This window comes from Pseudomonas sp. 5Vm1k (assembly GCF_056161485.1).
Genome location: NZ_JBSPCZ010000008.1, coordinates 114,704 through 127,615, shown reverse-complemented (window position 1 = coordinate 127,615; position 12,912 = coordinate 114,704). Strand labels below are relative to the sequence as shown.

Genomic DNA, 12,912 nt, shown 5'->3' with positions numbered 1-12,912 from the left:
GGCTAACCATACTGCAAAAACACCGACAATTGATGGAGCTTGATGTCATGACCGCCGCCTGCCTGATGAGCACTTACCAACCCTTGGCCCTGAGTTTCAGCAAAGGCCTGGGCACGCGCCTGTGGGACCAGGCCGGTCGAGAATATCTGGATGCGGTGGCGGGCGTGGCGGTGACCAACGTTGGCCACTCTCACCCGAAAATCGTCGCGGCCATCAGCGAGCAGGCCGGGTTGTTACTGCACACATCGAATCTCTACAGCATCGACTGGCAACAACAACTGGCGCAGAAACTGACCCGACTCTCGGGCATGGACCGAGCGTTTTTCAACAACTCGGGCGCCGAAGCCAACGAGACGGCTCTGAAACTCGCACGGCTATACGGCTGGCACAAAGGCATCGAGCAACCGCTGGTGGTGGTCATGGAAAATGCCTTTCACGGCCGCACCCTAGGCACCTTGTCCGCCAGCGACGGCCCGGCGGTCCGCCTGGGTTTCAATGAACTGCCGGGGGATTTCGTCAAAGTGCCGTTCGGCGACCTCAAGGCATTGGACGAAGTACAGCAGGCTCACGGCCCAAGAATCGTGGCGATTCTGATGGAGCCGATTCAGGGCGAAAGCGGCGTGCAACTGGCGCCGGCCGGTTACCTCAAGGCGCTACGCGAACTGTGCAACCGGCGCTCGTGGCTACTGATGCTCGACGAAATCCAGACCGGCATCGGCCGCACCGGCCAGTGGTTCGCGTTCCAGCACGAAGGCATCGTCCCGGACGTCATGACCCTGGCCAAAGGCCTGGGCAACGGTGTCCCAATCGGCGCTTGCCTGGCCCGGGGCCGCGCCGCCGAACTGTTCACCCCCGGCAGTCATGGCAGCACCTTCGGCGGCAATCCACTGGCCTGCCGGGTTGGTTGCACCGTGCTGGACATCATCGAAGAACAAGGCCTGCTGGAAAACGCCCGACTGCAAGGTGAACGCCTGCTCGCCAGATTGCGCGTCGAACTGGCCGACGATCCGAACGTTCTGGCGATTCGCGGCCAAGGCTTGATGATCGGCATCGAACTCGCTCAACCGATCCGCGACCTGACCCTGATCGCTGCCCGGGATCACGGCTTGCTGATCAACGTGACACGCGGCAAAACCATTCGCCTGCTGCCACCGTTGACGATTGATGAGCGGGAAGTGGAGATGATTGTCAGAGGGGTTTGCCGGGCGGTTAAACCGAGCTGAAAATGTGCTCAGTAATGATATCTGCACATCACTATCTGTATCGCGTCAGCATCGATCGCATAGACCAAGCGATGCTCCGCTGTAATCCGTCGAGACCAGAAGCCGCTCAGATTGTGTTTGAGGGGCTCAGGTTTTCCGGGGCCATTGAAAGGCTCACGCTGAATCGCTTTGATCAACAAGTTGATTCGTTTGAGCCCGGCTTTATCGTTTTGCGGGAACCATAAATAGTCGTCCCAGCCTTCAGGAGTGAACTCGATATTCATTCTTCGATAAGGTGCCTGGCTTTGGTTTTCCCTGCTCGTAGGTTGCCGATCGATTTGATCAAGCGTTCAGCATTGGCTGGGGAACGGAGCAAGTACGCGGTCTCTTCGAGCGCGTTGTACTCTGCTAGTGACATCATCACAACCGGTTCGCCCTTCTGGCGAGTTACCAACAATGGCGCACGATCTTCGTTGACCCGATCCATGGTTTCAGCCAAGTGTGCACGCGCAGTGGTGTAGTTAATGGTTTGCATGGTGTAGTCCTCGCTCAATGCAAAGAACGTACAGAAATGAGTACAGGATGAAAGGGCGATAGCTACGAGTGGTCATTAAGCGGATGACGTATCCGCGACTGCGTTGAGTATCGCCGAAGCTTCGTTGAGACATTTCTGCGACCCCTGTAATCCCCTTCCTATAATCCCGCCATCCACCCGCACCCAAGTTTTTCTATCCCACCCCCACAGATCTTGTGCGTTGTGACCCCAACGGCCGATCGCGATAGTGAATGCACGGCCAGGCATCTCACAGGGCTGAGCTTCTCCTAACGGTCGGATCGGTCTCCCGGCTGCCAGGTCAGCCGCTACCAGGCTGCTTCTGCCCAGTGCCATGCCATTGCCTGAAATCGCCGTTTGCAGCACCGCTGCGGAATCGTTGATCTGCAAACCGGGCCAATGACCATGGCCGAAACGAATACCAAGGTCGATGCGTTCGGTGGTGAAATCCACCAGTTTGCCGTTGGTGTCCAGGCGCAATTCGTATTGCGGATACAAAGCCTGAAAGCCTTCGACCCGCGCCAGCAACCACTTATCGGCAAACGCAGGAGGTAGGTACGGTCACGCTGATGGACGTGGCGGCGCCTCCCGCCTTGAGCTTTCCACGGCGAGGCGAGAAAGTCGAAGCCGGTCTGCAAATCCGATAACACCGCCCGCGCCTCATCGGTCAGTTCCAGTCGTGCCGGGCCGCTGATTCGAAGGCCCGCAGGGCATTGAGGTGGTTGGGCGCTCTCAAGGTTCAAGTTCGTAGGCGTGAAAAGTGAGCAACATAGTGCTCCCAAACTTTAAGGATGTGCGATCACTTGGGCTGGCGTGCTTTCTTTTTCACCCGCCAATGCCGAACCAGCGCAATCACCACCGCCAACACTAAAACCCCCAGCGCAATCGGCAGTCGATAAGGTTTCAAATTGCCCAGCATCGTTTCCAGCGCCTCACCAGCCCAATATCCGGCACTGGCGAACACCGTGGCCCAGACTACCGCGCCCAACGCATTCAGAAGCGTGAACCGCAACGGTGACAGACCACTGGCCCCAATGACCATCGGCCCCACCAGCCGCATGCCATACAGAAAGCGCACGGCAAACACCGAAGTCGACGGATAACGCGCGATCAACCCCGTCACGCGATCAATCGCCGCTTGTTGACGATGCAGGCGTGGCAACAGCCGTCCGCCGAAATAGCGTCCGCTCCAGAACAGTAACTGATCCCCCAGCATGCCACCCAGGCTGGCCCAGCCAATCACCGGCCATAGGTGCAGCAAATGCTGATGCGCCGCCATCCCGCCCAGAATCAGAATGGTTTCGCCCTCCAGCAAACAGCCGAAGAACACCGCCCAATAGCCGTAAGTGCCGAGCAGATAGTTGAGATCTATGTGTTCAAACACGGCCGCTCCCCCAGACTTTCCACCAACCGAACCAGATAGCCGTCCGGGTCCTGCACCAGAAATTCCCGTTGACCGACTTCCACTGCGTCCGCGCGATACCAGACATCGGCGCAGGGGCGAAACAACGGCCATTGAACTTTGGCCAGTCGCTGAAGAATGGGTTCAACTGAATTGACGGTGATCTGAAAGTTGATGCCGCGGCCTAGCGGTGTTTCCAATGGGCCGGTCAGCCATTGGCCTTCGTCGGGATCGTATTGCTCGAGCATAAGCTGGACGCCCTGTAGATCGAGGTACGCAAAGCCGGGGCGTTCGTAGGCGATATTGAAACCGATCAGTGACGTCCAGAAGTGCAGGCTTTTTTGAATATAGGTGACCATTAATTCGGGGACTAACTTGCTCCGTGCAAACATAGGCATCCTTGATAAACGCGTAATTGGCTTCAATCGGTTCGTTATGTTGCGCTTAGTGTGCGAGCAGTCGCGTCTTGATGGATATGCGAAAACATCCAGTCGATAAAGAACTGCGTTTCGGCCGCAGCCTCCTGGGAGACGCCATAGTAGTAGCGGGTCAGCGGCAGGCGCAGGGAAGGCAGCGGACAGATCAGCCGTCCTGTGGACAAGTCTTTGCCCAGCAGTGATGCCGGGCACAACGCGACGCCGAGCCCATCGACGGCGGCCTGCAATACCAGGTGCATGTGATCGAATTGCAGGGTGGGTTGATTGCGCAATTGCGCGATGCCGGCGTGTTCGGCCCAGTTTTTCCAGTCCGTGGCGCGGGTTCTGCCTGCCAGGAGCGTGTGACGGACCAGATCCTGGGCACTGTTCAACGGCACGGTTTGCAGCAGCGACGGTGCCGCGACCAGCACCATGTCATCTTCCAGCAATACTTGCGGTTGAACATTGGATGACCACCCGGAATGTCCCCGGCGAATGACCACGTCAAATGTTTCGCGGGATTGATCCGGCGGCAGGGTGCTGGTGACCACTTCGGGCTGGATATCCGGATACAGCGCCATGAAATTCGGCAACCGCGGGATCAGCCATCGCACCGCAAAGGATGGGCGCACGTTGATGGTTACCTTGCGCAATGAGGCGCCGCGGGTCAGTGCGGTAGCGGCGTTGGCGATCTGCGTCAGGGCAATGTTGACCTGCTCATAAAACGTCTGGCCGGCGGGCGTGAGCGACGATTGCCGGGTTCGACGCTCGAAGAGCTGCACACCCAGATGTTCTTCGAGCAGCTTTATGTGACGGCTGACGGCGCTGTGGCTGACATGCAGCTCTTCGGCCGCCAGGCTGAAACTCTGATGGCGAGCGGCAGCGGCAAAGGCGCGGACGGCGTTCAAGGGGGGGAGGTCTGAAATCATGTGTCTAATTTAGTCACATATGAGGCGCAATTAAAGCGTTTGTCAGCGTTCTCGCTTCACGCCAATCTGAAGGCCGCTCTTTGTCTTGCCGGCCGTTGACCCAATGTCAGTTAAAAGTACCCATGCTGCTGATCGAAACTCAATTCGAGCCGCCTCCATTTTGGGTCTTTGCCTGCCCGCCGACACGCTGCTGTATTTGCTGTTGCCCATGCAGCCTGAAGCCTTCGGAATCAACCTGGCGCAAGCAGGCATCCTGCTGGCCGCCAACCGGCTGGTGAGGATTTTCGGTTACCGCTACGTCATGGATTTTTATGCGAGCAAGGGCGATCGACCGGCATCCTTGCTGGCCGCCGGGACTGCGGCGCTTTGTGCCTTGGGTTATGCGACGCTTTCGGGGTTCTGGGCATTATTGCTGTTGCGTCTGGGTTGGGGGTTGTCCTATGCCGCGCTGAATTTGTCCACGCAGGTCATGGCGACAGCGGAACCCACGGGCGCCGCACGCCGCACCGGGCGTTCGCGGGCGCTGATTGCCGCTGGTCCCATGCTGGCGCTGCCACTGGGGGCGGTGCTTTGCATGGCCTATGGACCGCGGGTGATTTTTTTCCTGATGGGCGTGGCCGCGTTGATCGGGATGTGGCTGGCGAACGGCTTGCCGTCGGCGGCCCATCCAATGCCGACCACGACGCGGCGATTTCGGCGCCCGGACAGCGTCGCGGTCTGGTCGTTTATCGAAGGGCTGACACTGGACGGGCTCTTTATTTTTGGCCTTTCACTGCAGGCGCAGCAGTTGATGGCGGGCAACGCAGTGTTGGTGGCCGGTGTGCTTCTGGCCTTGCGCTATGTGTCGGAGATGCTGCTCAGCCCGTTTGGCGGGGCGGCGGCGCAGCGTTGGGGCGCGACGCGAATGCTGATTGTCTTTTCGCTAATGACCTCGATGGCCCTCGCAGGATTTGGCAGTCACTGGTTGGTGGTGGGCGGGGCTCTGGTGCTGGTGTTGCGAGCGCTACAGTTGCCCTTGGTGGTGACCGTCGTTGCGCAACTTCATCCCGGCGTCGGGCGGGTTCGGGCGCTTGCAGCCAACGCGGTCTGGCGTGACGTCGGGGCAGGCATGGGTCCGTTGCTTGCCGGTTTGCTGTTGCCGCTGGCGCCGTCGGTGTGGGTGTATTCGGTTGCAGCGTTGTGTCTGGCCGTCAGCGCACTGGCCTGCACCCAACGAAACAGGGTCGCGCTGGAGATAACGCAGTAGTCAGGGTGCGACTTGTGAGTTTAGTTAATTAAGCCCCTGCGATTATCCAAGTTGAGGGCTGGGGTGTAGCGGGAAAGTCGGCGAGGCCTTGTAAATCACGGGGTGCCGCAACGGTGGATAGTTGGGTTGAAAAAATAATAAGTAAACGAACCTGTGTTTTAGAGATACGTCATGATTCGAATAGTAAAAAAACGCTAATCAAACTGTAATAATTTATTGCGTTCGAATGATGGCTGTGGTTTTTTACATCGGCGTTGAGCGCACTTTCAATGGGGTTGGCCAGTGATGAAGGGAATCATATGAATAAGTATCCTGATTATTAGCCAGGTTTGTATTAAATAAAAAAACACTCTCTGAGCGTCGATATTTAGTTTCGGCGTAACAGTCAACTATTGCCTGGGGAAAAGTATGAGTCGTGACGCCGTGTCCAAGTTTATTTCTGCCGATCGCAGAAGTGCAGCGTTAAGAAGTTTGTTGGCTGAAAAGCGTTGCCTGCGTTTTCTTGAAGCACACAATCCTATTTCCGCCATATTGGCCGAGAATGCATCGCAAACGGTTGACGGGCAAACCCGCGAATACGATGGCTTCTGGTCGAGTTCTTTGACGGACTCCACCGCTCGCGGAAAGCCGGACATTGAAGTGTTGGCGATCAAAGACCGCCTGAGCAACGTAAATGATATTTTCGAAGTGACCCGCAAACCGCTGATCATGGACGGAGACACTGGCGGCAAGCCCGAACACTTTGCCTATGACGTCCGTTCGCTGGAGCGCCTGGGTGTTTCTGCGGTGATCATCGAAGACAAGACCGGGTTGAAGAAGAACTCGCTGTTTGGCAACGATGTATTCCAGCAGCAGGAAAGTATCGAAGACTTCTGCAACAAGATTCGAATCGGTAAGCAGGCACAGATATCCACGGACTTCATGATTATCGCGCGCATCGAAAGTTTGATTCTCGATGCCGGTATCGAAGATGCATTGACGCGTGCCGATGCTTATGTTGCCGCCGGTGCCGATGGCGTGATGATTCATAGTCGTAAAGAGTCGCCTGATGAAATATTCGAATTCGCCAAGCGTTTTCGTAAACATCATCCAGCGGTGCCACTGGTCTGCGTGCCGACCAGTTATTCAAGTATCTCGTTCGAGGCGCTGGAAGCTGAAGGTTTTAATGTCGTTATTTATGCGAACCATATGTTGCGCTCGGCTTACATGGCGATGAGGACGGTAGCCGACAGCATATTGTTTTCGGGCCGTACGCTGGAAGTTGAACCCAGTTGCCTGTCGATCAAAGAAATCCTCGAACTCATTCCCGGTACAAAATAATGAAAAAACTGTCTTTGGCCGATCGCAACGCTCAGGTGGTTGCGCCCAGCACTTCACGCATGCGCAGCATTGCCAACGAGCTGAAAGAAAAGGGTGAATCGATCATCAACTTCGCTGCCGGTGAACTCGATTTCGACACGCTCGAGAGTCTGAAAAAAGCCGCGATCGAGGCCATTCAGGGCAAGTGCAACACCTACACCCCGGCGCTGGGCGAAAAAAAGATCCGTGAGCAACTGGCCGCGCACATTTCGACGGAGCTTGGGGTTGATTACGCCTGGAACGAAGTGGGGATGACCGCCGGAGCCAAGCAGGCGTTGTACAACACCGCAATGGTGCTGATCAATCCGGGTGATGAAGTGATCATTCCGATCCCTTACTGGGTGACGTTCCCTACCCAGATCGAGTTGGCGGGCGGTAAACCGGTGTTGGTTGATACCAAACCGGACCACTACAAGTTGACGGCGGACCTGATCGGCGCCGCGATTACGCCGCGCACCAAGGCCATCCTGATCAACACGCCGAACAACCCGACCGGCGCGGTCTACGACGAGGCCGAATTGCGCAAGATCGGCGATCTGGCGATCCAGCACGACCTGTGGATTATCTATGACGAGTGCTATTCCCGACTGATCCGCCATGGCGGGCAGCACCACAACATTGTCTCGCTGATTCCAGCGTTGAAAGAACGTACGGTCATCATCAATTCGTTCTCCAAGAGCATGGCCTTGACCGGCTGGCGGCTGGGGTATGCGAGCGGCCCGGTGGACGTGATCAAGGCCATGGAAAATCTTCAGGGCCATACCACTTCCAACCCGAATGTGGTCGCGCAAGTGGCGGTATCCAAGGCGTTGGAACACTCCACGGACTTCATCAATACCGCCAACGCGATCCTTGATCGACGCTTGCTCGTCATTCAAAACGCCCTGGCCCACATCGAGCATCTTGGCTCGGCGAAGGCAGAAGGCGCGTTCTATGTCTTTGCCAATATCCAGTGGTTTATCGGTCGGCAGTACAACGGCAAGCCTGTGCCGACCACGGACGCGCTGGTCGAGTTGATCCTGGCGGAAGCGAAGGTGGCCGTGGTGTCTGGCGCCGGTTTTGGTGACGCCAGCGGCATTCGCATTTCCTACGCGGTAAGTGATGCCGATGTTGAAGTCGGCATGCAGCGTCTGGCTGAGTTTTTCGGAAAATTTAACTGAGGAGCGCCCCGATATGACAAAGGAAAACCCTGTTTCAGTGATTATTCTGGCGGCGGGCCTGGGTTCTCGCCTGGAAGATCAGACGCTATCGAAAAACAAATGCCTGATCGAAGTGGCCGGCAAAACCATCATTACCCGTTTGCTGACGCAACTTGAGTCGCACAAGGTGGCGAACGTCATCATGGGCGTCGGCTATCTGGCCGATGTGCTGGAAAGCTACATCCGCAGTAACCATCCCGATATTTCGACGGTCTTCGTCCATAACCCGATCTACGCGCGCACGGGCTCGGTCTACTCCCTGAAACTGTGCCTGAGTGCGGTGCCGCAAGGTCACGACGTGGTGGTGTTCGAGGGTGATGTTGTGGTCGAGGACTCGCTTGTCACGCGGTCACTGGCATCCCTGCAAACCCTGGACGAGAACGAGTTCTCCACGATTCTGGCACCGTACTCCACCGAACTGACCGGCACCTTTGCCTTGATCGACACCCAGAAAGTCACGGCGTGGCGGCATGAATCGGTACGTGATGCCGACTTCCCGCTGCTGACGTCATTCAAGACCGTGAATATCACTGCGATGACAGCGCAGGCAGTCGCCACGTTGCAGGAACATATCCAGGCCACTGTCGACGTTCACGGCGTCAAGGCACCCCTGGAATACGCGATGGATAGTTTGATCAAGAATGACTATGTGATTCGGCCTGTGCTGGTCAGCCATGAGAAATGGTTCGAAGTCGATACGGCCGAGGACCTGGAGATCGCCAACGAAATTTTCGGCACCTCGGCGCTGATTCTTTCCTGAGGTGAGCCATGTTTGCTGTTCTCTATGAGGTCTTGATCTTGCCCATCGCCCATTGTTTTCAATGGGTACTGGACACCAGCTACACCCGAACCCAGAGCTTCGGGGCGTCGATTGTCGTCCTCAGCCTGGTGTTCAACTTCGTGTTGCTGCCGGTCTACCACTTTGCTGAAAAAGTGCAGAACAAAGAGCGCTTGGCCCGGGCAAAAATGGAGCCGAAAGTTCAGGAGTTCAAACGCTGCTTCAGTGGTTATGAACGGCACATGATGATCTCGGCCCTGTACCGGCAACATCACTATCACCCGGTTTTCGCACTGCGAGGCCTGGTGCCGTTGTTGATTCAAGTGCCGGTGTTCATCGCCGCCTATGGCTTGCTGAGCGATTACCCGCCGATCCGGGAAAAGAGTTTCCTGGGTATCGCCAATCTCGGCGCGCCAGATGCGTTGTTGGGTGGCGTCAATCTGCTGCCCATTGTCATGACCGTGATCAATCTGATCTCGGCCTACATTTACAGCCGTGATCTTTCGTCCCAGGAGCGCATGCAAACCTGGATCGTGGCGATGGTGTTTTTTGTCCTGCTGTACACCTCTCCAGCGGGGCTGGTGCTGTATTGGATCTGCAATAACCTCTTCTCGCTAATAAAAAATATTGTCTATCGCGTTGCCCGACCCGACTCGACACTTCGAAGGATTTCCAATGCTTAATTCAACGAGCCCCGCGTATGCCGTGGGGGCGAATGCCGTGGCGCAGACCCGGGAAAAACCACTCAAGCTGTTTTTTCTGGCTTACGCAGCGCTTTATCTGCTGCTGTTTCTGGCCACGCCTCTGGCGCTGACCAGTTTCGAGGACGATGTCACGGGCCTCAGTGGCTACTTGACGATCTATGCCGCGACCCATGCGGTGGTGTTTGTGGCGTACCTGGCGCTGATCTTTGTCATTGGCGCGGTTTCACATCGCCATGTGATTTCTGTCCTGACGGTGATCGGGTTATGGGCGCTGATCGTTGGTATCGCCTATAGCTTTTTCCTGCCGCTGGATGCGGGGATGATCGACAACTTCAAATTCTCTGACCCCAAAGCCCTGGTGGTTTCCCGGCAGCACCTGGTTGTCGACGTTGCCGTGTGTATCGGTGCATTGCTGGCAGCGTTGATCGTGCTGAAAAGTTTCGCTGTGCAGGCGGGTAAGTTCCTCACGCTATTTGTATTGATCTGCGCAGCCTATGCCTTGTTTGCGGGTTACACACTGGCCTCGAAAATTGGGGCAATCCCGCCGCCGGGTAACGATGGCAAAGAAACGATCTCGTTCTCGAAAACCGAGAAAAACATCGTCGTGTTGATGATTGACGGCTCCATGGCCGGTTACGTCCCCAAGTTGCTGAAAAGTGATGCCGGCATGTCCGAACGCCTGAGTGGTTTCACCTGGTATTCCAACGTGGTGTCCACCGGCAACCGGACGTTCAACGCATTGCCGGCGGTGTTTGGCGGTTTCGATTACACCGCAGCCAACATTAATGATCGCCCCGGCAACCTGGAAGACAAGATCAACCAGGCTTACATGCTCTATCCGGAAAACTTTGCCGCCAAGGGCTATGGCGTTAAATACGTCGACCCGTTCTGGTATGGCTTTGCCCGCCGTGGCGACTGCAATAAATTCGTTGCGGGGCGCGCCGGTGATTGCATCCATGTCATCGACACCATCGGCCGGCAGGAAACCAACAAACATATGTCCGGCAAACACACCGAATACTTGTGGGGTGTGTTCAAGCAGTACCTGGCCATTTCGATCTACAAGGCGGTACCCAACGCCGTGAAAGGGCAGGTGTATGACGCCGGAAACTGGCAAGGTGCCTCGCTGTCCTGGTGGAAGCGGGAAGACAAGTTTCTCGAAAACTACTTCTCGCTGTTGGCACTTCCAAGTATTTCCGATACTGCCGCCCCTGGCCCGACCTTTACCTTTATGGCCAACAACATCACCCGCGCGGTGCTTAAGCTGGATGAGAGCTGCATACCCAACAAAAACCTGAAAACCACCCCGCAGGAACTTGAGTTCTTCAAGAGCGAAGACACCGCCGAAATCTACGACACGTTTTATTGCGCCATGAGCGGTGTGACTAAATACCTGGACTGGTTCAAACAGCAGGGTATCTATGACAACACCATGTTTGTGCTGGTCTCCGACCATGGCTGGCCTTCGCGCAACCCGCTGCTGGACGGCTTCCACGATGCCGAAAAACAGGAAGTGTATTCGCAGTTCCAGAACCTGTTGCTGATCAAACCCTTCGGCGCCCACGGCGTGCCGCAAGAAAGTCGCGAGTTCATTTCCAATGCCAGCGTGCCGGGCATTGTCTGTCAGGTCATCGGCGGGTGTGTGGACCGTAACACCGGCAATCGCATCACCTACAAACCGCTGACAGAGCCAGTGAAGTTGTACGAAACCCCGTGGCAACCCCAAGGGCAGAACGCCGACTCCTACAAGATTCTCAACACGTATGAAGTGAAGGACGACGTGTCGATTCCGGCCAACTGGAGCAAATTGCAATGACCCTTTTGCTGGAAAACGCGGTGGCGACTCCCTTTGTCGGCCTTTATCTTGATCCAGGCACCGGTAGCTTGCTGTTCTCGTTGATTGCCGGGGTGGTCACGACGGTTTTCTACTCGGCCAAAGGCATCTATTACAAGTTGACCGGGGCGACCAAAGGCAAGATCGGCTCGGCCGAGCGAAGCGTGCTCGACACGTGGTCCGTGGTGATTTATTCCGAAGGCGCACGCTATTACGGCACGTTCAAACCCTTGTTGGCGCAGCTGTCCAAAGCCCGTATCAAGACGCTGTACTTGAGTTCCGACAGCAACGATCCCGGCCTGACTGCCCATCCTGACCTGAGTGCCTGCTTCATCGGCGATGGCCACAAGGCTTGGGCGCTGCTTGCCCGGCTCAAGGCTGATGTGTGCATCTCGACCACGCCTGGGCTGGACGTGATGCAGTTCAAGCGCTCAAAACAGGTGAAGCACTACATGCACCTGGTTCACGCCCCGACCGACAAAGCGTTCAACCGGCCTTACTCCTTTGATTACTTCGATTCTGTGGTGATCAATGGCCCTCATCAGGAGCGCACATTGCGCTTCCTGGAGCAGTTGCGCGGTTCTAAGCCCAAGCAACTGATCATGGGCGGGTGCCTTTATTACGATGATCTGGTCAGCCAATTGCACAACCTGGCTCCGGAGCGTGTGACCGCAGTCAAAACCGTTCTGCTGGCGCCGACTTGGGGGCGCAACGGTTTGTTGAACCTGCACGGCAGCAAGTTTCTTCAAGGGCTGGCGCAGCAAGACATCAACCTGATCATTCGTCCTCATCCACAAAGCCTGGTTTCGGAGCCGGCATTAATCGAAGGGTTGCAGGCGCTGTTCCCGAATAACGCGCGTCTTGAGTGGGACTTTTCGCCGATTCCTTTCGATGCCATGGCCAAGAGCGACGTGATGATCTCGGACATCTCGGGGGTGATTTTTGACTATGCGTTTCTGTTCGAGAAACCGGTCATCACCGTAGGCATCGAGCCGGTGCGCGAGGGCACCGAGGCCAGCGATCTGCCTTACGACCCGTGGGAGCTGACGGTGTTGAACGACATCGGTTTGCGCCTGACCGAGCAAGACGTCGAGCGGTTGACGGACTATCTGCCGACCCTCCTTCAGGATGAACGCTACAAGCACAACATCCGCGCCTTGCGCGCCGAGTACGTGGTGAATTTCGGCTGTGCGGTGCACCCGGTCATGGAGGCGATCAAGCCACTGATCCAGGCACGCGAAATCGAGAGTCAGGCGTTCACCGCTCTTGAGCAACAGGCGGAGTAGGGGG

General features: G+C 56.4%; 13 protein-coding genes and 1 pseudogene. 8 read left to right on the top strand and 6 right to left on the bottom strand.

The window, feature by feature from the left end:
* Positions 1 to 47 precede the first annotated feature (47 nt).
* A complete protein-coding gene (locus ACWIKB_RS17435; protein ID WP_475268413.1) occupies positions 48 to 1,223 on the top strand; it encodes an acetylornithine/succinylornithine family transaminase in 1,176 nt (391 codons plus the stop codon).
* An 8-nt stretch (positions 1,224 to 1,231) separates the two neighbouring features.
* Here the strand turns inward: ACWIKB_RS17435 and ACWIKB_RS17430 are convergent, their stop codons facing one another.
* The 6 genes and pseudogenes from ACWIKB_RS17430 to gcvA form a co-directional block, all read right to left on the bottom strand.
* On the bottom strand, positions 1,232 to 1,486 hold the full coding sequence (locus tag ACWIKB_RS17430) for a Txe/YoeB family addiction module toxin (RefSeq protein ID WP_475268412.1): 255 nt from the start codon (positions 1,484 to 1,486) through the stop codon (positions 1,232 to 1,234).
* The gene (locus ACWIKB_RS17425; RefSeq protein ID WP_475268411.1) at positions 1,483 to 1,737 is read right to left on the bottom strand and encodes a type II toxin-antitoxin system prevent-host-death family antitoxin; all 255 of its coding nucleotides are present in this window, start codon (positions 1,735 to 1,737) and stop codon (positions 1,483 to 1,485) included. The genes ACWIKB_RS17430 and ACWIKB_RS17425 overlap by 4 nt, the downstream gene beginning before the upstream one ends.
* A 75-nt stretch (positions 1,738 to 1,812) precedes the next feature.
* A pseudogene (locus tag ACWIKB_RS17420) lies at positions 1,813 to 2,295 on the bottom strand (type 2 periplasmic-binding domain-containing protein); the annotation flags it as partial.
* A 259-nt stretch (positions 2,296 to 2,554) separates the two neighbouring features.
* A complete protein-coding gene (locus ACWIKB_RS17415) occupies positions 2,555 to 3,139 on the bottom strand; it encodes a DedA family protein (protein ID WP_475268409.1) in 585 nt (194 codons plus the stop codon).
* Positions 3,124 to 3,549: a bleomycin resistance protein gene (locus ACWIKB_RS17410; RefSeq protein WP_475268408.1), complete on the bottom strand. Its 426-nt coding sequence runs from the start codon at positions 3,547 to 3,549 to the stop codon at positions 3,124 to 3,126. Before ACWIKB_RS17410 ends, ACWIKB_RS17415 begins: the two co-directional genes overlap by 16 nt.
* A gap of 41 nt (positions 3,550 to 3,590) precedes the next feature.
* A complete protein-coding gene (gene gcvA / locus ACWIKB_RS17405; RefSeq protein WP_475268407.1) occupies positions 3,591 to 4,502 on the bottom strand; it encodes a transcriptional regulator GcvA in 912 nt (303 codons plus the stop codon).
* Positions 4,503 to 4,605: 103 nt separating this feature from the next.
* On the opposite strand from gcvA, the gene ACWIKB_RS17400 reads away from it, so the two are divergent.
* The 7 genes from ACWIKB_RS17400 to ACWIKB_RS17370 all read left to right on the top strand — a co-directional run bounded on the left by ACWIKB_RS17400 (position 4,606) and on the right by ACWIKB_RS17370 (position 12,908).
* Positions 4,606 to 5,748: an MFS transporter gene (locus tag ACWIKB_RS17400; RefSeq protein ID WP_475268406.1), complete on the top strand. Its 1,143-nt coding sequence runs from the start codon at positions 4,606 to 4,608 to the stop codon at positions 5,746 to 5,748.
* A 408-nt stretch (positions 5,749 to 6,156) separates the two neighbouring features.
* The gene (gene aepX, locus ACWIKB_RS17395; protein WP_475268405.1) at positions 6,157 to 7,068 is read left to right on the top strand and encodes a phosphoenolpyruvate mutase; all 912 of its coding nucleotides are present in this window, start codon (positions 6,157 to 6,159) and stop codon (positions 7,066 to 7,068) included.
* A complete protein-coding gene (locus ACWIKB_RS17390; protein WP_475268404.1) occupies positions 7,068 to 8,267 on the top strand; it encodes a pyridoxal phosphate-dependent aminotransferase in 1,200 nt (399 codons plus the stop codon). The genes aepX and ACWIKB_RS17390 overlap by 1 nt, the downstream gene beginning before the upstream one ends.
* A gap of 13 nt (positions 8,268 to 8,280) precedes the next feature.
* Positions 8,281 to 9,066: a phosphocholine cytidylyltransferase family protein gene (locus tag ACWIKB_RS17385; protein ID WP_475268402.1), complete on the top strand. Its 786-nt coding sequence runs from the start codon at positions 8,281 to 8,283 to the stop codon at positions 9,064 to 9,066.
* Between the two features lie 8 nt (positions 9,067 to 9,074).
* A complete protein-coding gene (locus ACWIKB_RS17380; RefSeq protein WP_475268400.1) occupies positions 9,075 to 9,767 on the top strand; it encodes a YidC/Oxa1 family membrane protein insertase in 693 nt (230 codons plus the stop codon).
* Positions 9,760 to 11,604, top strand: a complete 1,845-nt coding sequence (locus ACWIKB_RS17375) for a sulfatase-like hydrolase/transferase (protein WP_475268399.1) — start codon at positions 9,760 to 9,762, stop codon at positions 11,602 to 11,604. The genes ACWIKB_RS17380 and ACWIKB_RS17375 overlap by 8 nt, the downstream gene beginning before the upstream one ends.
* A complete protein-coding gene (locus ACWIKB_RS17370; protein ID WP_475268397.1) occupies positions 11,601 to 12,908 on the top strand; it encodes a CDP-glycerol glycerophosphotransferase family protein in 1,308 nt (435 codons plus the stop codon). Before ACWIKB_RS17375 ends, ACWIKB_RS17370 begins: the two co-directional genes overlap by 4 nt.
* The last annotated feature ends 4 nt before the right edge of the window (positions 12,909 to 12,912 follow it).

Excerpts from the sequence above, each read along its gene's own strand:
- ACWIKB_RS17380 (WP_475268400.1), top strand. The coding sequence starts at position 9,075 with ATGTTTGCTGTTCTCTATGAGGTCTTGATCTTGCCCATCGCCCATTGT.
- ACWIKB_RS17385 (WP_475268402.1), top strand. The coding sequence starts at position 8,281 with ATGACAAAGGAAAACCCTGTTTCAGTGATTATTCTGGCGGCGGGCCTG.
- ACWIKB_RS17435 (WP_475268413.1), top strand. The coding sequence starts at position 48 with ATGACCGCCGCCTGCCTGATGAGCACTTACCAACCCTTGGCCCTGAGT.
- ACWIKB_RS17410 (WP_475268408.1), bottom strand. The coding sequence starts at position 3,549 with ATGTTTGCACGGAGCAAGTTAGTCCCCGAATTAATGGTCACCTATATT.
- ACWIKB_RS17430 (WP_475268412.1), bottom strand. The coding sequence starts at position 1,486 with ATGAATATCGAGTTCACTCCTGAAGGCTGGGACGACTATTTATGGTTC.
- ACWIKB_RS17425 (WP_475268411.1), bottom strand. The coding sequence starts at position 1,737 with ATGCAAACCATTAACTACACCACTGCGCGTGCACACTTGGCTGAAACC.
- gcvA (WP_475268407.1), bottom strand. The coding sequence starts at position 4,502 with ATGATTTCAGACCTCCCCCCCTTGAACGCCGTCCGCGCCTTTGCCGCT.
- ACWIKB_RS17370 (WP_475268397.1), top strand. The coding sequence starts at position 11,601 with ATGACCCTTTTGCTGGAAAACGCGGTGGCGACTCCCTTTGTCGGCCTT.
- ACWIKB_RS17400 (WP_475268406.1), top strand. The coding sequence starts at position 4,606 with ATGTCAGTTAAAAGTACCCATGCTGCTGATCGAAACTCAATTCGAGCC.
- ACWIKB_RS17375 (WP_475268399.1), top strand. The coding sequence starts at position 9,760 with ATGCTTAATTCAACGAGCCCCGCGTATGCCGTGGGGGCGAATGCCGTG.
- ACWIKB_RS17390 (WP_475268404.1), top strand. The coding sequence starts at position 7,068 with ATGAAAAAACTGTCTTTGGCCGATCGCAACGCTCAGGTGGTTGCGCCC.
- aepX (WP_475268405.1), top strand. The coding sequence starts at position 6,157 with ATGAGTCGTGACGCCGTGTCCAAGTTTATTTCTGCCGATCGCAGAAGT.